The sequence below is a fragment of the Cognatitamlana onchidii genome, assembly GCF_004804355.1.
GTDB lineage: Bacteria > Bacteroidota > Bacteroidia > Flavobacteriales > Flavobacteriaceae > Cognatitamlana > Cognatitamlana onchidii.
In genome coordinates, this window is sequence record NZ_SRWZ01000008.1 from 22,648 (window position 1) to 42,673 (window position 20,026).

At 35.3% G+C, this 20,026-nt stretch carries 16 protein-coding genes; 6 read left to right on the plus strand and 10 right to left on the minus strand.

Annotated elements, in window-relative coordinates; genetic code table 11:
- Window positions 1-283: 283 nt before the first annotated feature.
- The 4 genes from E5D58_RS14070 (at window position 284) to E5D58_RS14085 (ending at window position 3,840) form a co-directional block, all read left to right on the plus strand.
- Window positions 284-1,036, plus strand: a complete 753-nt coding sequence (locus tag E5D58_RS14070; protein ID WP_136482867.1) for a (Fe-S)-binding protein — start codon at window positions 284-286, stop codon at window positions 1,034-1,036.
- Window positions 1,037-1,038: 2 nt separating this feature from the next.
- Window positions 1,039-2,406, plus strand: coding sequence for a LutB/LldF family L-lactate oxidation iron-sulfur protein (locus E5D58_RS14075; protein WP_136482869.1), 1,368 nt, complete (start codon window positions 1,039-1,041; stop codon window positions 2,404-2,406).
- Window positions 2,372-2,977 (plus strand): LutC/YkgG family protein, encoded by a 606-nt coding sequence (locus E5D58_RS14080; RefSeq protein ID WP_136482871.1) that lies wholly within the window; start codon window positions 2,372-2,374, stop codon window positions 2,975-2,977. The genes E5D58_RS14075 and E5D58_RS14080 overlap by 35 nt, the downstream gene beginning before the upstream one ends.
- A gap of 86 nt (window positions 2,978-3,063) precedes the next feature.
- Window positions 3,064-3,840, plus strand: coding sequence for a carboxylesterase family protein (locus E5D58_RS14085; protein WP_168796699.1), 777 nt, complete (start codon window positions 3,064-3,066; stop codon window positions 3,838-3,840).
- A 79-nt stretch (window positions 3,841-3,919) separates the two neighbouring features.
- Here E5D58_RS14085 and aldA read toward each other — a convergent pair whose 3' ends face one another.
- The 6 genes from aldA to E5D58_RS14115 form a co-directional block, all read right to left on the minus strand.
- Window positions 3,920-5,359, minus strand: a complete 1,440-nt coding sequence (aldA, locus tag E5D58_RS14090; protein WP_136482875.1) for an aldehyde dehydrogenase — start codon at window positions 5,357-5,359, stop codon at window positions 3,920-3,922.
- A gap of 113 nt (window positions 5,360-5,472) precedes the next feature.
- Complete coding sequence (locus E5D58_RS14095) at window positions 5,473-6,615, minus strand: alpha-hydroxy acid oxidase (RefSeq protein ID WP_136482877.1); 1,143 nt, start codon at window positions 6,613-6,615, stop codon at window positions 5,473-5,475.
- Window positions 6,616-6,627: 12 nt separating this feature from the next.
- A complete protein-coding gene (locus tag E5D58_RS14100; RefSeq protein ID WP_136482879.1) occupies window positions 6,628-7,917 on the minus strand; it encodes a class II aldolase/adducin family protein in 1,290 nt (429 codons plus the stop codon).
- A 66-nt stretch (window positions 7,918-7,983) separates the two neighbouring features.
- On the minus strand, window positions 7,984-9,360 hold the full coding sequence (locus E5D58_RS14105; protein ID WP_136482881.1) for an FGGY-family carbohydrate kinase: 1,377 nt from the start codon (window positions 9,358-9,360) through the stop codon (window positions 7,984-7,986).
- Window positions 9,361-9,369: 9 nt separating this feature from the next.
- Window positions 9,370-10,650, minus strand: coding sequence for a sugar isomerase (locus E5D58_RS14110; protein WP_136482883.1), 1,281 nt, complete (start codon window positions 10,648-10,650; stop codon window positions 9,370-9,372).
- 112 nt (window positions 10,651-10,762) lie between these two features.
- Window positions 10,763-12,868 (minus strand): bifunctional aldolase/short-chain dehydrogenase, encoded by a 2,106-nt coding sequence (locus E5D58_RS14115; RefSeq protein ID WP_205660326.1) that lies wholly within the window; start codon window positions 12,866-12,868, stop codon window positions 10,763-10,765.
- Between the two features lie 593 nt (window positions 12,869-13,461).
- Here E5D58_RS14115 and E5D58_RS14120 point away from each other — a divergent pair.
- A complete protein-coding gene (locus E5D58_RS14120) occupies window positions 13,462-14,502 on the plus strand; it encodes a GntR family transcriptional regulator (RefSeq protein WP_136482885.1) in 1,041 nt (346 codons plus the stop codon).
- Window positions 14,503-14,615: 113 nt separating this feature from the next.
- Window positions 14,616-15,527 carry a Ppx/GppA phosphatase family protein gene (locus E5D58_RS14125; protein WP_136482887.1) on the plus strand — a complete coding sequence of 304 codons (912 nt, stop codon included), beginning with the start codon at window positions 14,616-14,618 and terminating at the stop codon, window positions 15,525-15,527.
- A gap of 44 nt (window positions 15,528-15,571) precedes the next feature.
- Here the strand turns inward: E5D58_RS14125 and E5D58_RS15245 are convergent, their stop codons facing one another.
- The 4 genes from E5D58_RS15245 to rhaD form a co-directional block, all read right to left on the minus strand.
- On the minus strand, window positions 15,572-15,736 hold the full coding sequence (locus E5D58_RS15245) for a beta-propeller fold lactonase family protein (protein WP_136482889.1): 165 nt from the start codon (window positions 15,734-15,736) through the stop codon (window positions 15,572-15,574).
- A gap of 37 nt (window positions 15,737-15,773) precedes the next feature.
- Window positions 15,774-18,260: a heparinase II/III domain-containing protein gene (locus tag E5D58_RS14135; protein WP_136482891.1), complete on the minus strand. Its 2,487-nt coding sequence runs from the start codon at window positions 18,258-18,260 to the stop codon at window positions 15,774-15,776.
- Window positions 18,257-19,039: a DUF1961 family protein gene (locus E5D58_RS14140; protein WP_136482893.1), complete on the minus strand. Its 783-nt coding sequence runs from the start codon at window positions 19,037-19,039 to the stop codon at window positions 18,257-18,259. The genes E5D58_RS14135 and E5D58_RS14140 overlap by 4 nt, the downstream gene beginning before the upstream one ends.
- Before the next feature lie 185 nt (window positions 19,040-19,224).
- A complete protein-coding gene (gene rhaD, locus E5D58_RS14145) occupies window positions 19,225-20,019 on the minus strand; it encodes a rhamnulose-1-phosphate aldolase (RefSeq protein WP_136482895.1) in 795 nt (264 codons plus the stop codon).
- Between the last annotated feature and the right edge of the window lie 7 nt (window positions 20,020-20,026).

A 20,026-nucleotide genomic window follows, 5' to 3' on the forward strand; every position in this document is an offset into this window, starting at 1 on the left:
CATATAAGTAAAGATATAATAAACCTTTTACTAGCCCAACCAACAATAATACTAAATAAAAAAAGCGACTAACTTACTTTTTGATATCCGTCTACTCTTATTTAATAAATACTCTTTTAAGAAAAGTTTGTTTAAACCCAAAACACTAGGAACTTAGAATGCTTTTCGAGCCAATTGGACAACATACAACTAATTTCAAAACAAAACCCAAAACAGGTCAGAACAGGATGGGTAGTGGCTAAAATAACAATATCTTTATTCTTCGAGTTTAGAAATTTTTTAAATGAAAGATCGTAAAATAAAAGTTGGCTTATTTATACCTTGTTATATCAATCAGTTGTACCCGCAAGTAGGTATTGCTACTTTAGAATTATTAGAAAAATTGGGTGTTGATGTTTACTATCCGCAAGGTCAGACATGTTGTGGGCAGCCCTTAGGAAATTCTGGATATGAGGAAGATTCTAAAGGTATATGTAATCTTTTTGTTGAAAACTTTAAAGCGTATGATTATATAGTAGGTCCATCAGGAAGCTGTATTTATCATGTAAAACATCATTTCGATATATTAGAACAAACACCAGAGGTTGTTAGGGTTCGAGAAAACGCCTATGAACTATGTGAATTTATAGTAAAAATTCTTGGAAAGACAGATTTAGGAGCTTCCTTTCCATACAAAGTAGGTTTGCATAAAAGCTGTCATGGTCTTCGTGGATTAAAGTTAGGTTCTTGTTCAGAATTAAAAGGAGACCATTATTCAACGGAAGAAGACTTATTGAATGAAGTAAAAGGATTAGAGCTCATGTCCCTCAATAGAAAAGATGAATGTTGTGGCTTTGGTGGAACCTTCGCTGTTTTTGAAGAAGCCATTTCTTCTAAAATGGGAAAAGATAGAGTTCAAGATCACTTAAATAGCGATGTAGAAGTACTTACCGGGGCAGATCATTCGTGCCTAATGCACCTAGAAGGTATAGTAAATAGAAACAAGCAACCATTAAAGGTAATGCATATTGCCGAAATACTAAATAGCAGTTTATAATTATGAGTCACGCATCAAAAGCAGCAGAATTCAATAAGGACGAAGCTAAAGTCAATTGGCATGATAAGGCCCTATGGTATGTAAGAGAAAAACGCGATAAATCGGCTCATAATGTTCAAGGTTGGGAGTATTTAAGACAGCTAGGATCGAGTATTAAAGCCAACGTATTATCTAATTTAGACGAGTACTTGGTTCAGTTTGAAAATAACGCTAAAAAGAATGGTGTTCAAGTGCATTGGGCTTCTAATGCAGAAGAACACAACAATATAATCAATAGTATATTAGACAAGCACCATGCAAAAAAGGTTGTAAAAAGCAAGTCCATGCTTACAGAAGAATGCCATTTAAATCCTTTTTTGGAATCTAAAGGCATTGAAGTCGTTGATACCGATTTGGGTGAGCGCATCGTGCAACTAGCAGAAGAACCACCAAGTCATATTGTACTGCCGGCTATTCATAAAACAAAAGAAGATGTAGACGAGCTTTTTCAGGAACACTTAGGTACCAAACCAAGTGGTGGTAACCCTGAGTACCTAGTTGCTGAGGCCAGAAAACACTTAAGAGATAAATTTTTAAAAGCTGATGCTGCCATTACAGGGGTAAATTTTGCCGTAGCAGATACAGGAGGTGTTGTAGTGTGTACTAATGAAGGAAATGCCGATATGGGCGTACACCTATCAAAAGTGCATATCGCATGTATGGGGATTGAAAAAATTATCCCAAAGGAAAAACACTTAGGCGTTTTTTTAAGACTTCTAGCAAGAAGTGCCACGGGACAACCCATAACAACATATTCTTCACACTTTAACAAAGCTAGTGAAGGTAAGGAAATGCATATTGTAATAGTTGACAATGGCCGAACCGAGCAATTAAGTAGAGAAGATTTTAGAGCCTCACTACACTGCATTAGATGCGGTGCTTGTATGAACACTTGCCCTATTTATAGAAGAAGTGGAGGCCATAGCTATGATTATACCATTCCTGGTCCTATTGGCTCTATCCTTTCTCCTGGTAAAGATTTAAAAAAGCATAGTTCTTTACCATTTGCCTCGACACTGTGCGGATCGTGTTCTAATGTGTGTCCTGTTAAAATTAACATACATGAGCAATTGTATAAATGGCGTCAAGTTATAGTAAAAGAAGAAAAACAACCGGTTATTAAAAAGACCATTCTTAAAACTGCTGGTGTCGTTTTATCAAAACCAGGGCTTTACAATATGGCAGGTAAATCGGCCAGATTTATGCTGAAATACGCCCCTAAAGCCATGATATATAACAAGCTAAACGCTTGGGGAAAAGCTAGGGATTTACCCGAGGTAAAAAACGACAATTTTGATGATTGGTATAAAAAAAGAAAGAAAAATGGGTAGAGAAGCTATATTAAATTCAATAAAAAAAAATAAGCCTGAGCTACTTCCCTTACCAGAAATTAACAGGGAAGCATTTCACGAAGTTATTGATTTGAAAGACACTTTTAAAAACAATATCGCTCTAGTTGGGGGTCAGGTTGTTGAAATAGAAAAAAATTCTATTGACGAAGAAATAAAATCTAAATACCCAGACAAAGAACATATCGTTTCTGTTACAAAGAAATCGAAATTAGGAACCGTAATGGTAGATAGCAGTACCGACCCTCATAGTCTTGAACATATTGATTTGGCTATTTTAGAAGCTGAACTTGGTGTTTCTGAAAATGGCGCTATTTGGGTAGCCGCAGATAACAGTGTTGTAAAAGCCCTGCCATTTATTACAAACGATTTGGTAATCATTCTAGACAAAAATAACATCTGTTTGCATATGTTGGAAGCTTACGATAAAATAGAAAGTAGAGATAGAAACTTTGGGGTGTTTATTTCTGGTCCGTCAAAAACTGCCGATATTGAACAATGCCTTGTAGTTGGAGCCCATGGCGCTATGAGTTTAACCGTTATTTTGGTTTAAAACTTGTCTCCATATACGGAATAGCACAAATACGTGCTACAGAAATTATCAAGAATACTGACAATAATTGTTTAAATCCTAAAATAATGAAAAAGCTAGCTTTCAGCATATTTACACTTCTTGTACTTAGCAGTTTTCAGCTAAAACCCAATATTGAAAACACACTTAATGATATTAACAAGGCTTTTAAAAACATGGAAGTTAGTCTTTTAGAATGGCCTGAAGACTTACAGCCCAAATTGGGGAACTTAAAAGAGATCGCTTTTATGGCTTTTCCTAAGAAGAAAACGGAGGGTAAACTTCCACTTCTTATAACATTGCACGGAGGTGGCGGAAAAACATGGAGCATTGAAGAACAGCTTAAGCGTTCTTCGGAAGTAAAGGGACTATCTCTAGCTGAATTAGCTGGTAAAGATTTAATTCTGTTGGAACCCAATTCTTTTGAAAAATGGGACCCTAAAACACTTAATATCATGCTAGACTATATACTTAAAACCTATAATCAAATAGACCAAAGTCGTATTTACGTGGTGGGACACAGTATGGGAGGTCGAGGTGGCTGGGAGTGGATACAGCAATCTCCAGAGCGTTTTGCAGCTGCGGGTTTAGGAGGGTTTAGTGGTGTTTCAGAAGATGATAATTTTGATAAACTTGTTAATTTTCCTGTATTTGGTATGGTAGGTGGAGAAGATGGAAAAAACGTAGCTTCAGCAGAAAAAATGACATCCCTCTTAAAAGCCGCTGGTAATAAAAATGTAAGATATGTTGCTTTTCCCGGTGCCAATCATTCACAAGGAAATAAAATGCTATTTAGCCATGTTGAATGTGTTGATTGGATGCTTAAATTTTCGAATCAAAATTAAGAAACAGCGCTAACTAAAAGACAAAAAAAACTCAGTTAACAATTTAACTGAGTTTTTTTTATTTTGGTACGTAGTTTTCTTAGTAATACTTCGCGTAAACCACTTTAGTATGTAAATATTCTTCCATACCATATTTACCATCTGCGCCTCCTACACCAGACTTTTTCCAACCAGCGTGGAAACCTTGAATAGCTTCAAAATGTTCTCTGTTCACATAAGTTTCACCAAAATGTAACCCATTTGTTGCCTTCATTATATTATTGAAGTTTTCTGAAAATATAGATGACGTTAAACCAAACTCTGTGTCATTAGACATGGCAATCGCTTCATCTAAAGTATTAAACTTCATTACTGGTAATACTGGACCAAAAACTTCTTCTTGAATAATTTGACTGTCCTGACTACAACCCGTTATTACGGTCGGTTCATAAAAGTAGCCTCTGTCAAATTTAGATGGCTGACCACCTCCAACAAGCACTTCTGCTCCTTCTTTCTTGGCAAACTCAACCATTTCTGTAATTTTATCCAGTTGATCTTTAGACACCAAACTACTCATGTCGGCGTTAACTCCTGTAATAGCCTCTTCAATAGTGACTTCACTCATTTTCTTAGTCAACTTATCTACAAACTCATCATAGATGCTATCCTCAACGTAAACACGTTCGGCACAGTTACAAACCTGTCCGCTAAAGATAACTTTAGAAGATACTACGGAATTAATAGCCAAATCCATATTAGCATCTGCACAAACAATGGCAGGTGCCTTCCCTCCTAATTCTAATGACACTTTTGTGATATTCTCCGCAGCAGCAGTTATTACTTTTTGTCCTGCACCAACACTACCAGTTAAACTAATAATACCAGTAATAGGGCTACTAGACAATGCGTTACCAACTGTTCTACCAGCTCCACATACAAAGTTTAACACCCCTGCAGGCAAGTTTATTTTTTGAATAAAATCTGCAAACTCCATAATGGTATTAGGCGCTTCAGAACTAGGTTTTATTACACAAGTATTACCCGTAATTAATGAGGCAGCAACCTTACGAGCCATTACAAAAAATGGAAAATTCCAAGGACAAATACCTACAGCAACCCCAATTGGAACTTTGTGTAAATAAATATGTTCTTTTTCTCTATCACTTTGAATAATCTCGCCTTCAATTCTACGTGCCCAACCTGCATTATAATCAAAATAATCGGCTGTTACATCAATTTCAACTTGTGCTAAACCAATTACTTTTGCCTGCTCCTTAGATAGCGTTTCTGCTAGAAATACGCGATTTTCTCTAATTACGTCAGCCATTTTATGTAAATAAGCTGCGCGTTGAATTGCAGGTAATGCTTCCCATGCTGGTTGAGCGGCTTGAGCAGATTCAAGGGCATTATTTGCATCCTCTACTGTACCAGTACTAATTGTACTGATAACTTCTTCCGTACAAGGATTTAAGATCTCGATAACCGATGTAGCCTTCGAATCTACAAATTGTCCGTTAATGTATTGTTTGTAATGTTTCATGTAGTTAAAATTTAAGTTAGTGCGTTGTCGATAAATTCATTTCTCAATATCAATAAATATATGCTCCAAACACTGGTTGTTGATATTATTTTTAATTAACTGATAATAGTGACTTATTTAATTAAGTGATCTGAAAAATCTGTAGTATTTTCACAGCACAACTGTTCCATCACTTGTTGTAATTCTGTTTTAAGTAGTGAAATGGTATGGTCACCTCCCTTATTTCCAAGAGCCGATACGCCGTACATAAATGAGCGTCCCATAAATGTAAATTTAGCACCACTAGCCATGGCCCGTGCAACATCTGGTCCAGATCGAATACCACTATCCATCATGACTTCAATTTGATCGCCATACTTCTCAGCAATGGTAGATAATGGTTTTATGGTAGACTCGCCTGCATCTAATTGGCGTCCTCCATGATTTGAAACAATAATACCGTCTAACCCTAATTTTATGGCTTGCTCTGTATCGTACTCCGAGGCCACGCCTTTTAAGACAAGCTTTCCTTTCCACATATCTCTAATAGGCTTAATCTTTTCTTCATTTAACCTCCCTGAAAATGTTTCATCCATAAACTTACCTAACTGCTTTAAATCTAAATTTTTAGGCATGTAAGGCAATAAATTTGCAAAATTAGGAATACCATGCTTTAAAGTTTGCATACTCCAATGTGGTCTTCCAAATGCCTGCAAAATATTAGATATATTCATTTTTGGCGGCATAGCCAAACCGTTCCTAATATCTCTAGGTCTAAAGCCAAATGTAGGGACATCACATAGAATAACTAAAACGGGACACTCCGCTGCTTCCGCTCGCTTCAAAATATCATCTCGTAGTGTATCTTTTGCAGGATGATACAGTTGAAACCACGCTTTACCTTCAGTAAGTTCACTAGCCCGCTCTATACTAGTCGTTGTAACCGTACTTAGAATAAAAGGAATGTTATGTTCAAATGCGGCTTTTGCCAAAATCTCCGGCGAATTAGGCCACATTAACCCTTGCAAACCAACAGGTGCTATGCCAAAAGGCGCATCATATTCTACTCCAAAGAGTTTTGTCTTTAATGACGATCCTTTGTGGGTTCTTAAATAATTAGGCTTTAACTGAACTTCTCTGAGTTCAGCTGTGTTTCTAATTAAATTAACATCTTCGTTACACCCGCCATCTAAATACTCAAAAGCAAACTTTGGTATTTTCTTTTGAGCTCTTGCTCTTAAATCGTCTATTGAAGGGTAACGCGTATCATACGCCATATTAATTGCTATTTAACTTAAAAACTTCTTTCTTAAATCTTCTACTTCTTCATCGTTAATAGGTACCATGTCTCCTAAGGAGTTACCTAAAACAATTGATTTTGCACTAAACTCAGCTACTTCTAAATAATCAAAAGTTTGAAGCAATTTATCTCCAGTAATAATAACTGAATCATTTTCAATTATTAAAGCCGTAGCACAGTTATCAACCATCTGAGAATTATTGTTTTTTCTAAAATGATCACCGTACTTTACTGCACTAATGTCTTGCAAGAAAATCCAACTTTCTGGAATTGTTCTTACATTCAAGTATTCTCCAGTAACACCAAATGCCATTAAATACGGAGATTGTGTCATAATAATTGAATTGACATCAGGATTACGGTTATAAATCTCTTGATGAATCCAAGTAGCTCTACTAGGAACTTTTCCAGTTTCTCTTTTTCCGTCCTTTATTTGAACGATATCATCAACATCAATATCCCAACGATTTATTCCCGTTGGTGTTATTAAAAAGTCATTATCCTTCCAACGCATAGATACCGTTCCATAAGAGCTAATCATAAGTCCTTGCTGGCATGAACGTTGAACGATTTTGCAAATCTCTAAACGCTTTTCAACCTCATCTGAAGGATACTCTACCTCTGTTAATTCCGGTAAAACTCCAGTGGCTTGTGCTTCAAACTCATCAATCTGTGAATCAGACAAATATTTAGGGGTCCCGATTTGCGAACCATACAAAATAGTACTCGCACAAAACTCTAAGGCTTCAAACCTCTCGAAAGCATCGGTTAAATCGCTTCCTCCTAAAACCGTACCATGGTTTTCCATGATAATCGCCTTAAATCCTTTTTTGAATTCATCAGCAATTACCTCTCCTAAATCTTCACTACCTGGTAACCTGTACTTTGCATAACCGATAGGCCCACAAATATGTTTAGCTTGTGAAATGATATTAGTGTTCGGAATTTGGCGAACGATACTAAAAGAAACAAGCGCAGGCGGATGGGCGTGAATAACGGATTTAATATCAGGTCTAGCCTCATAAATAGCTTTATGAAATGGAAACTCAGAAGACGGCTTATGTTTTCCTATTATTGTTCCATCTTTCTTTACACATATAATATCTGATGCTCTTAAAGATCCTTTATCGATTGCAGAAGGTGTTACCCAAATATCTCCCTTATCGTCGATAATCGAAATATTTCCTCCAGAGGTTGTTGTCATTCCTCTTTTATAAATTCTGTCAATAACTTCAGTGATTTGGTCTCTTGGATGGATTAATTTAATATTTTTTGACATAATACAATGTTTTTGAAGTTAGTACAAAATTAACTTCTTTTGGGGTTTTAATAATTCTTATTTTATTTAACCGTTAATAATGAACGGTACGTGTTTCTTTAATGCGTAATTTTTTTTCAAAAACTTAGAGTTAAGTTTGGTATCTGAGATAGAAATTGCAGCTCCCAATGCCGACCCTAACGATGCATTTGTTGTTCTCAACTTTTTGTCTCTAAATTCATGAGATAGAAGCTTAATATAAAGATCATTATCACTAAATCCACCATCAACGTACAATCTTGAAATAGTATCATTTCCAATGGCTCTATTTATACAGTCAATTTGTAACTGAACTAACTCTAGCATCAATTGATGATAAGCGTGCTCATAATTGTTGAATACTATAGTAGTTTCACTGGGCATGGTTTTATCTTCTAAACTTTCCCATTTAAATGACTTCTTAAAATTTTTAGTCAACTCAGAATAAATATCGTAATCAAACTTCACATTTCTATGATAGTCATCATCAACGCCAAACTTAGCATTAAGTTTTTCCACCTGAATTTTGTATTCATTACCCAAAAATAATCTTGCAGCTTTAACTGGTCTACCATTAATTCTCATATAATTAATGGCATCTTTATCATCTGTATCTGTAGAGATTGGATTTTCAGTGAACGGATTAAAAGATATACTCCAAGTTCCTGTAGATACCAGCACAAACTTTTTCTTTACACTACGTGCATAAGGTAATAAGGCTGCAGAACTGTCATGTATACCTACACCAATTTTAATACGATTACCGTTATAATTCATATTAATACTGGTTTCGGTAGATACTATAGGTGGTAGTATCTTGTTTATTCCTTCCTTATACACCCAAGAATGATAGTCTTTTTTGCTATAATCCCAGAGCGCTGTATGACAACCTATACTCGTGTATTCGCTTAATGGAATACCAGTAAAGACATAGCTTAAATACTGAGGTAAATGCATAGAGTACTTTATCTTGCTATAAACCTCTGGTTTTGATTTCTTAAGCCAGTACAATTGCAAGCCTGAATTAAGCATACTTAAATCGGCACAACCAGTAGTTTTAAGAAAATCTTCTCTCGGCCCATAATCCTCGAAAAACGAGTTTATTATGGACTCATCTAGTGGCTTAGTGTAATTATAAAGTGGTGTTAAGGGTTCACCGTTTTCATCTACATGAACAAAACTGGCGCCATAGGTTGAAAAATTGATGGCCTTAACATCAAACTCTTTTTTTTCTAAAATGCGGTCAAAGACCTCCTTCAACCACTTTTTTAGAGCTGGAAGGTTCTCAGTAGGATGTCCATCTTCATCTTCAATTTCATCAAAAGACGTATATTCCTTGTGAACTTCTTTAAAGTCTTTGTCAAAAAGAAAGAATTTTTTATTCGTCTTTCCTATATCAAAAACTGCTGTTACTTTTTGTTTCATCTTTTATGGTTATAAACCAGTTGCTACTGTATTTTTACCTCTTTCTGAGATTAGACTATTTCTAATATCTAATGAACGGTATGCCTGAATTGGACTTAATGCCCCTCCAGTGCTTAAGCGTGCTTTTTCCAACAATGGCCTAACATCTGTTCTATACGCCCCTTGTAAAATTTCTTGACATTTCACAACGTCATTATCTAGTTGAGCAGCTTTAAGTGCATTTTGATCTATTAATAAAGCTTTAGCATAAGCTTCTTGAATAGCTTCTAGAGATTGAATTAAATCTTCTAACGGATCTTTAACATTATGACTAGCATCAATCATCCAAGCTAAATCTGGGTTTTGTGGATTGTTTTGCATACCATAAACCAACTCATTAAATATTAAAAATAATGCATACGGCTTAATACTTCCAACTGTTAAATCGTCATCCCCATATTTACTATCATTAAAATGGAAACCACCAAGCTTTCCTTTCAACTGTAAAATTGAAACAATTTGCTCGATATTAGAATTTGGCAAGTGATGTCCTAAATCTACTAAGGTGTAAGCTTTGTCTCCACAGCCATTTGCCAACATTAAAGAAGCACCCCAATCTTGAATTACTGTACTATAAAAGTTTGGTTCATATGGCTTATACTCCACTAACATTTTCCAGTCATCTGGTAAACCTTTGTAAATATCTATTAAACTATCTTGCGTGTTTTGAAATGCGGTTTGAAAATTATTCTGTCCAGGAAAACAAGAACCATCTGCAAGCCAAACAGTTAAAGCTTTTGAACCAAGTTTATCACCAATCTTTATAACATCTAAATTATGTTGAATCGCTTGTTCTCTAACTGCTTTACTTGTGTTGCTTAAAGATCCATATTTATATGACTCTTCAGCACCTTGTTGGTCCTGAAACGTATTTGAGTTTACGGCATCAAACTTAATACCTAAGGCATCTGCTTTTTCTTTGATAGCATTATAATCTGAAGGAATATCCCAAGGAATATGTAATGAAACCGCTCCTGCTGTTTGAGTTAAACTGTGAAGGACACCAATATCCTCAATCTTCTGCTCTAAGCTAGAAGGTTCACCATAAAAAGAAAATCGCCCAAAACGGGTTCCTCCAGCACCTAAAGCCCAACTAGGAATGGCTACCTGGAATTCTGATAATTTGGAAATTATTCCGGAAACGTCATGCCCTTGTTTACTTAACTTATTTGCTAAGAAATCATAACTCTCCTCGTGATTTTTTAAACTTTTCTTGTTACTCTCTAATACTTGTTCCTTCTGAATATTCATGTTTTTTAACCTTTAAAAGCAAAGAAACTTCCATAAATACGTAAGCATAAATGGAAGTTTTCTTTATCAAACTAAACTAAACTAATCAAATTATTATATTTTACTTTTTTTACTATCTCACAAAAGCATTGGCCATTCCTCCATCTACATTAATAATATTCCCTGTAGACTTATCCAGTATTCCTACTAGAGAAAACACACCATTAGCGATATCATCTGGAGTGATAATTTCATGGAGCAAGTTTCTCTTAGCATAAAACGCGGGTAATTCTTCAACCGTAATACCATTTGCCTTAGCTCTTCCTTCAGCCCAAGCGCCTTCCCATATTTTACTTCCTACAATAACACCGTCTGGGTTTACTGTATTTACTCGTACTTTATCTTTTGCTAATTCGGCAGCTAATAAACGTACCATATGCTGCTGAGCTGCTTTTGCAGTTCCGTATGCAACATTGTTTGGTCCCGCTACTAAACCATTTTTACTAGCAATTGCAATATAATCACCGCCTAAACCTTGCTTACGCACTATGGCTGCAAACTGCTTTGCCAAATCAAACTGTCCTTTTACTAAAATGTTTTGTAAAATATTCCAGTCTTTGTCAGTTGTATCTTCCAAAGGTTTAGAAATTGCTAATCCAGCACTATGCACTATAATGTCTACGCCCCCGAATTCTAAAACAGCTTTTTTGTAAGCGCTAGCTATAGATTCTGTGCTCGTTACATCACATACTGCATATGTAGAAATGTCTCTCTTATATGTTGCATTGGCTTCGATTAATGCTTCTTCGTTAATATCTGTAAGCACAACATTGGCCCCTTGAGCTGCTAATTTATCAGCAATAGCTTTACCAATTCCACCACCTGCTCCAGTAACTAAAGCTACTTTGCGAGACAACGGTAACTCTTTTGGCATACGCTGAAGCTTAGCTTCTTCCAACAACCAGTACTCAATATTAAATGCTTCTTGTCTTGGTAATGATGTGTAAGACGTAATAGCCTCAGCACCACGCATTACATTAATTGCATTGATATAAAACTCACTAGCAACACGTGTAGTTTGCTTATTCTTTGCAAAACTAAACATACCAACCCCTGGGTAAATGATTATTACAGGGTTTGCATCACGTATAGCAGGACTATTATCTACTTTACAAGTGTTATAATAATCTTCGTATTCTTTACGGTACGCTTCAAACGCTGGCTCTAATTTCTTTAAAATCGCATCAGCGTCCGACAAATCTTCATTTTTATCTAGATCTAATACAAGCGGTTGTATTTTTGTTCTTAAAAAGTGATCTGGACAGGATGTTCCTAAAGGCGCCAATCTCTCTAAATCATTACTATTAATATACTCCATAACAACATCTGTATCGGTAAAATGACCAATCATTCTGTTTTCTGAAGAGCATAAACCTCTTAACAAAGGCATTAACTGGGATGCTTTTTCTATGCGCTCTTCTTTTGGTAAGCTTTCTACTTTTTGGCCTCCAAATACAGGTCCTCCCGCTTGGATTTTTTTTGTAATATAGTCCGACGCCATTTCTATAACTTCCAAACTATTCATATAACACTCGTAAGATGTATCTCCCCAAGTGAACAATCCATGACTTCCTAGAACAATACCTCTAATACCGGGGTTATCCGCCAAACATTTCTCTAACTGCAACCCTAAATCGAACCCTGGCTTTTGCCATGGTACCCATCCCATAGTATCTCCCCAAATTTCTTTGGTAACTTTTTCACTATCCTCGGCAGCCGCAACAGCAATAAGCGCGTCTGGGTGCAAGTGATCTATATGGGCAAATGGCAGTAAACCATGTAAGGGTGTATCAATAGAAGGAGCCTTACTATCTAAATCATAAATACAATGGTTAAAAAGACCAACCATACGATCCTCATCATGAAGCCCTTTGTAAACATTTTTTAGGTTGCGTAATCTTTCCGTGTATAAACCAGCAATGCCTGAACGTGTTAGTGTACCAATATCTCCTCCAGATCCTTTAACCCACATTACTTCAACATCATTATTTGTTAAGGGATCCTTTTCGATAGTCTTACAACTCGTATTACCGCCTCCATAATTGGTAATTCTTAAATCTGCACCTAAAATATTAGATCTGTACAAAAACAAATCCACTTGATTATCTCCCAAAGAAGCTGCCTTTTCTTCGTCCCACAAATAGTCGACGTATTTAAATTCTTTTGTAATGTTTTCCATGTTTTCTGTTATATTAATATCCCAAAAATATATTAGACAAAAAACTTTTGTATCCTGTACTATACCGTTTAAGAAGGCTTTAAAAAAAAAATAGCTTTGCAATAGCTTTAAAACCCCATAAAGCCATGGGTTTTTCTATTTTTTTACATCAGAAATGAAGCGATTTTTAAATTACAAAAACTTATTTAAAACTGGGCATTCCTATCCATTTTTTTTCAGATTTATCTAGAACCTTCGTTCATACTTAAAAAAACACCTATATAGACAAATTGAGGCATCCTAACTACAACAAATGAGATGAGAAAAATTTATTTAACCTAACCCAAGAAACATTATTAATACATTCCTATTTTACCTAAAATCATTTCTTAGACAATCCTAACTTTCAAAACGAAAGGCTCCCGTAAATTTATATTAAAATCGTATCTAAGTAACTCTTTTAGTACTTCTTGAGAAGATGTTTTGAAACGCATAAAAAGACTTCAAAAAACTATGTTCTTTTTAGATGATTTTTGTTTTTTTTTCCTTAATATTATCCCTATATCTTTGCAAGATAGAAACAGCTTACTCTCTTAAAGAAATGCGATATGGAAATGATGAAATTTATAAAGATTGATGAAAATTCAAGAGTTCCAAAATATCAACAAATAATTGATTCTATTATTCACAATATTTCTATTGGCAATCTCACAATGGATCAAAAAATTCACTCCATTAACATGTTTAGTGAGGAATTTTATTTATCTAGAGATACGGTTGAGAAAGCGTATAGTATTCTTAAAGAAAGAAACATCATTACTTCTATACGTGGAAAAGGATTTTACATTTCAAGAACTCAATTAATCTCCAAGGTTAATATTTTGTTTCTTGTAAATAAATTGAGCTCCTACAAACTGCGAACTTATAATCATTTTATCAATAGCGTGGGGGCTAATTCTCATACAGATTTACGTATTTACCACTGCGATGAGACTTTGTTTTTAAATTTATTGGATAAAAACAAATCTGCTTATGACTACTTTGTAATCATGCCCCATTTCAAAACCGAAGATTTAAAGCATGTTAGTTTTACCGATAAAGTAAAGAAAGCCATTAAGCAAATACCCTCTGAAAAACTGGTTATTTTAGACAATATCAAACCGAATATCGGGGAAACACTTGCAGAGATTTATCAAGATTTTGAAAATGATATTTATAACGCTCTAAAAGAAGGGGTTTCCAAAATATTGAATTACAAAAAGGTCATACTAATTTATCCTGAAAAGGCAGTATATCCTTATCCGAGAAGAATTTTACATGGTTTTAGAAAATTCTGTGTAGAGTACAAATTAGATTTTGAAATTCTTGATAAGGTTTACGACGAAATGATTTTAAAAACTGGAGATTTATTTATTACAATAGAAGAAGCCGATTTGGTAAACCTAGTAAAGCGTGTAAGAGAAGATGAATTTAAACTGGGAGAAGAGATTGGCATTATTTCTTATAACGACACCCCGTTAAAGGAATTACTGGGTATAACAGTTATTTCTACAGATTTTAAGGTTATGGGTGAAACTGCAGCGAAAATGATACTAAACAAGTCTAAGGGCAAGGTAAAGGTTCCTTTTAATTTTATAGATAGAGATTCGCTTTAGCAGTATGTGTTTGCTCCCTCGTTCATAATTTCCAAATAGCTCCAACATTAAACCCTTGAAAAAGCCGCTTACATGTAAGTCGTTTATTTTGAATAATTAAATTTTAATTGCAAATGAAATTAGCTTCAGTAGATATTGGATCGAATGCCATAAGGCTTCAAGTAGTAAGAGTATATGAAGACCAAAATTTGGTAAGTTTTAAGAACCTGCAATTGCTAAGGTTTCCTTTGCGCTTGGGTCATGACGTATTTTCCAAAGGAGAAATTTCTACTGCTACCAAGGAGAAGTTCATAAAATTAATGAGCACTTTTAAACATTTAATCGATCTTTACGAAGTTGAAGGTTATTATGCGGTAGCCACCTCAGCTATGCGGGAGGCTGCTAACGGAAATGAAATTAAACAGGCCATAAACAATACAGTAGGCCTAAAAATAGACATTATACCGGGTAAAAAAGAAGCCAGTATTTTAAACAAAGCTATTTTACCCACTTTAAGTGACAATAAGTATGTTCACATTGATGTAGGGGGAGGTAGTACAGAACTCAACCTGATAGAAAATGGACGACTTGTTGCGAATCAATCCTTTAAAATTGGATCGGTGCGCCAGCTTTCCTCCACGGAAAGGGCGGAGGTTTTTAATGCCATAAGAGACTGGTTGCGAGCAACGCCATTTTACAAATCAAAAAATATAATTGGTATAGGTACTGGTGGGAATATCAACCGCATGTACAAATTGGCCAATAAAGCATCGAATATGGCGATTTCGTATGTCGAGCTTAAAGCATTGCGGGCTTATGTAAAGGAATTTAGCTATGAAGAGCGCATGTCTATTCTTAAAATGAATCCGGACAGGGCTGATGTAATTATACCGGCATCCGAAATATACCTCAAGGTGATGAAAGAAATGGGTAGCGATCAAATATTAGTTCCGAAAGTAGGTTTGAAAGATGGATTGGTTTACGAGCTGTATGAACAAAATACTAAACGCAACTTAAACAAAATTGAATATATTGGCTACCAGTAGCCTGCAAAAAAAAATGAAAATTTCGCTTATTAGTTAGAACTTGTCTAAGTGTACATTTGAATACTAGAAGGTATTTTTACTTTTATCTCCTTATCTGGTTTCGTTAGTTTTCCTGTTCCTTTTTCTATCTTAAACACGACGACATCATTAGAAAATTGATTATCCACTAAGAGAAAGTCGCCAGATGGAGATCTTCCATAAAAACACAAAGAATAGCTTCATTTTAAATAAGGTTTGTTCTTAGAATTATTTACTATAGTCCTTGTAGTATGACTTTACAGAATTTGTGGTAACATCCTCATTTTTATATGATAGTTTTTCGCCCTCTCCTATATAAATACTTTTTAACGTCTCATCTTCATTTAAGGTGATTATCGCAAAAGTGCCTTCAAAATGAATACCTAATGCTTCATTAATAAAAATGTCATTTTTAGACTGTGTAATCACATACTGAATTAAAGTTTCGGAAGGTGTTTTACTCACAACTTTTAATCCTTTGTATAATCCGCTCTGCTCAATTTTAGTAACTGATTGTATTGATGGCGTTTCTGTTTCATTGTAGGGTTCAAAAACCACTACGAATGGGTTCTTCCATGCTTCGCCTTTTTTTCTAATAACTAAGGTTGGTGTAGCTAAACTGTCATAGGGCTCAGGAGACTCGAAAGTTGTTGGAGCTTTTACTTTGGTATAAGTTCTGTTTTCAAAACCTGGAATATATAACTGCATAAAAACAGCGCCTTGTTCTAATTTTTTTGTATGAAATGTAGCATTAACATCACCCGTATACGATTTTGAAGTATTTACATCTTCGAAGAAATGCCATCCTGGATGCCTATAAACTTTATTACGCTTCCAAGGCCCATCTGCATTGGCCATATACCTATCAGGAGTTTCTTGAAAGTCTAAATCCTTGTTTTCAAAAGTGAGCTTATCTCCGATATTATGATATAAGTAGTCGTGGTATTGATTTGGTAGTCTGGATTTTGAACGAAACACGTCCACATAGTAGCCCGTTGTTGGCGAGGTTCTGATTAAAGCCAAGGTTCGTTCTTGTTTGGCTTCGGCCTTATCCCCTTTATCATCTTCAAAACTGGTTAAACTAAAAGAATGATTGGGAGACACCCCTGTTTTACCCACTTCGGGTTCCATGGAAATCAATTGAATTTTATTAATTTCTAAATCAACCCATCCGCCTTCACCTCGAGAACTCCCGTTTACGATAACCGTATTGTGAGCAGCAAAAATTCGGGAGTAGTTTTCATGAAGATCCACACCATAGCGATTTCGGCCATTATCTACTCCTAAAACTTGCCCTTCCCCGTATAATTCAATATTCATACCTTCCGCATGTCCATGTACCATGTGCGCACCACCAACGAAACCCATTAAACCATCCTTTGGATTGTCTGTACTACTTAAATTACGCTGTAAAACAATACCAGCGTGATAAACTCTGTCAGTCTGAGACAAGTCTACATTTGTTGATGCATTTTCAAAACTACCATCATACCACAATAAAGCCTCAGTCCCTTCTCGTTTGTATTTCCCTTTACTAATGGCCCTGTTAATAAGTGGTGCAAATTTATTTTGAATTTCGGTTAGCCCATCCATCTTAGCCAAGGTGTATGCATCATCATAAGCTTCATAAGGCACATGCGCATGCCTGTGTCCATCCCCCCAACGCACAATTTCATTGTTCGGATATACAAAATAATCTAGTCGAGGTAGCGCATGTAATACATTGGAGTACTTTTTTCCCAATTTTAAAGACGGATTGTATTTATTCAATATCAACATCAATCTTGCTAAAATGGATGTTGTGTGATTTAAATATTGGGAGGTTTCTGGCCAGATATCCCCTTCATTTTTATAATTTTTAACCATAATATTTAAGGCGTCTTGGTTGTCTGTACTTTCGGTAAAAAAATAAGACAACCATTTTTCTCGCTCCGGTTCATCATCCATAGCCAAGGCATTATAAACCAAACTTGGTGCTTCTAAAACACAGTGATTTGAACCTGTTTGCCCATAATTAACCGTAATATTTGCATAAGCTTTAAACACATTTTGAGCATCATCAAAAGGAAAATTGACTTTTTCGTTTTTAATAATATCTAAAGCTTTTCCCCCTTTTTTGAGATAAGGATGAATAAAATCATAAACTAATGGTAGTCTATACCCAATAACACGTACTTCTCGAAAGCCGTCATATGGAAATAACCAACCCCCTCTGCCCCTCCAAGTAGATACCTCCAATTGTTGTACGGATTTTAAAAATGAATATAAAATACTACTTGCCATGTAAGCATATTTCTCATCTTGAGTTAGGTAGTACATGGTACCACAATCTAATGCCACTTGTAGATGCGTAATTAAAAGTTCGGCAGGTTTCCAATCTTCATCAGTTGCATTATCCAAATTTTCTTGAACTCCATTCCTTACATGGGTTGTTTTAAAAAATGGCGGAAAATGGTTTTGTCGTTTTTTAGACCAGTCAAAAGGTAATTGTTTGATGTATACCGAAGGGTCTTTATAAAATTTATTAACCTCAGCATCCGTGGTAAGTTTTAGCGTATCATAAATGTGTTTAGCCCATGGTTGGGTATTTATTTTTTCAAGGATTTGATTACGTTCACTAGATTTTACGAAAATAAAAGGACGCTCTAATTCCTGCCCCTGCATTGGACCAGCTATAAATAGGATTACAAACAAAAAAGTGATTTTTATTTTCATTTTTTGTAAATTTTAAAATTCTTATAAATTGAAGAACGCGTATACATTTGGCGTAAACCTATTCTACCAGATTCAATTGGAGCAATATTTGAAATATCCCATTCAAAATACTCTACTTGATCTTCATGCTCCATTTTAAAACTTAATTTTTCTGCAGTTTTTACGGCCGTGATATGATAGGTTTTCCCCGTTTCAAAAAGCCCTTGCATATCATATGAAGGTTTAACTATGATACTATTGAAGGGCTTATCATCTGGTTTTGGGTAGCGACGCGCGCGAACATAATGCAAACCATCTCCTTTATTGCCAAAAGCCGAATAACTGATATGAAAGGCATTCATATTTTCAAAATAAATTTTCATCGCAGGAATTTCGCGTAAGTTTTTCCATTTCGAAATATCTTTTTGATAGACACCTTCTTCATCACCCGTGGCTTGAATATAAAGAATATTAACGCATCTTACCTCATTATCAGTCTTTGTATAATCGTATTCTATTTTAATATCTCCTGAAAATGATTCTTTTGTCCACAAAACAGCATGATGTGCATCGTTCTTATATTCTGATCCTGCTCTAAAATGCATACCATCTTTTGAATTTTCTACTGTTGCAATTAGTCCATCTAGAGTCCAACGTTTTGTCCAGTCTGATGTACAATCATCTTCAAAAACTAAATCCCATTGACTCCTTGTACTAATTACATCAGAACTAAGCCGTTCGCTTTGAGCACAAGTATTAATGTAATTACATAGGATAAAAAATATTACAAGATAATTCATTGTTAGCCCATTCAATTAAAAAAGTCTTAGTACTATTTCTCCCTTCCCATAAATCCAGAAAAGTTCATTTCTTTTTATTGAGGTTCAGTTTTGCTTGGTTAAACAACCTAATTCCAATGAATCGATTTTCTTATCAAAAAACATTCAGCAACAAGAAAAACAAGCTACCTATAAAAATTGGCATGTTAAATAAACTGTTCCAATTCTTTTAACTGGTCATCGGAAAGCCCACTAGGTTTAAAACCTGCCGACCAACACATCATTAAAAGCTTAGCCCCTTTATTGGCTACATCCAAAAAGTCCCATGCTTTTTCAACATCTGGTGCGGCTGCTGTAGCACCATGCTTTTCCCATAAAGATACGTTTCTTTTTTTAAACGCTTCAATAGTTACTTTAGCTAAATCTGAAGTACTTGATAAAGCGTAAGGGGTACAATGAATGCCTTTTGGAACGAATACCTTAACCTCTGGACACATCATCCAAACTTGTCTATTCAATTCTTCTTCATTGTTGAATAATTCATGGTGACTCAAACATATTAATTCTAGCGGATGTGTATGAACCACTGCTAAGTTTTCTGGTTGGTGAATTGAATTAAACAGATGAATGCTTGCATGTGATATCAATTCACAGGTTGGAGCAAAACCATGCTGTTTTCCTCCCCATATTATAGAATAGGCATTTGCTTTTTCGTTAATTCGAAGTATACAAGAAACCTCTTCAATTTTATCAACAAGATCTCTTAAATAACATCCTGTTCCTGTTATATAAATCACAAACCCTCCCATACCTCCTGGGAAGCTGAATGGGACTTCTTCTCCAATATCCAAAACTTCTTCTTTTGAAAAAAAAGAAGTCAAATTCATAGAAATATTTCCTGCATTTCGCTCTGCCCATTCGCGTTGCCATAAATAGCCTGCAACTTTAGACACCTTTTTTAATTCATTCTCAACCTGTATGGGCAGCTTTATAGCGTGCATAACTGTT

Coding starts and splice junctions, on each gene's coding strand:
- E5D58_RS14115 (WP_205660326.1), bottom strand. CDS start 12,868: ATGGAAAACATTACAAAAGAATTTAAATACGTCGACTATTTGTGGGAC.
- E5D58_RS14100 (WP_136482879.1), bottom strand. CDS start 7,917: ATGTCAAAAAATATTAAATTAATCCATCCAAGAGACCAAATCACTGAA.
- E5D58_RS14070 (WP_136482867.1), top strand. CDS start 284: ATGAAAGATCGTAAAATAAAAGTTGGCTTATTTATACCTTGTTATATC.
- E5D58_RS14085 (WP_168796699.1), top strand. CDS start 3,064: ATGAAAAAGCTAGCTTTCAGCATATTTACACTTCTTGTACTTAGCAGT.
- rhaD (WP_136482895.1), bottom strand. CDS start 20,019: ATGCACGCTATAAAGCTGCCCATACAGGTTGAGAATGAATTAAAAAAG.
- E5D58_RS14095 (WP_136482877.1), bottom strand. CDS start 6,615: ATGGCGTATGATACGCGTTACCCTTCAATAGACGATTTAAGAGCAAGA.
- E5D58_RS14080 (WP_136482871.1), top strand. CDS start 2,372: ATGATTGGTATAAAAAAAGAAAGAAAAATGGGTAGAGAAGCTATATTA.
- E5D58_RS14110 (WP_136482883.1), bottom strand. CDS start 10,650: ATGAATATTCAGAAGGAACAAGTATTAGAGAGTAACAAGAAAAGTTTA.
- E5D58_RS14135 (WP_136482891.1), bottom strand. CDS start 18,260: ATGAAAATAAAAATCACTTTTTTGTTTGTAATCCTATTTATAGCTGGT.
- E5D58_RS14105 (WP_136482881.1), bottom strand. CDS start 9,360: ATGAAACAAAAAGTAACAGCAGTTTTTGATATAGGAAAGACGAATAAA.
- aldA (WP_136482875.1), bottom strand. CDS start 5,359: ATGAAACATTACAAACAATACATTAACGGACAATTTGTAGATTCGAAG.
- E5D58_RS14140 (WP_136482893.1), bottom strand. CDS start 19,039: ATGAATTATCTTGTAATATTTTTTATCCTATGTAATTACATTAATACT.
- E5D58_RS14120 (WP_136482885.1), top strand. CDS start 13,462: ATGATGAAATTTATAAAGATTGATGAAAATTCAAGAGTTCCAAAATAT.
- E5D58_RS14125 (WP_136482887.1), top strand. CDS start 14,616: ATGAAATTAGCTTCAGTAGATATTGGATCGAATGCCATAAGGCTTCAA.
- E5D58_RS14075 (WP_136482869.1), top strand. CDS start 1,039: ATGAGTCACGCATCAAAAGCAGCAGAATTCAATAAGGACGAAGCTAAA.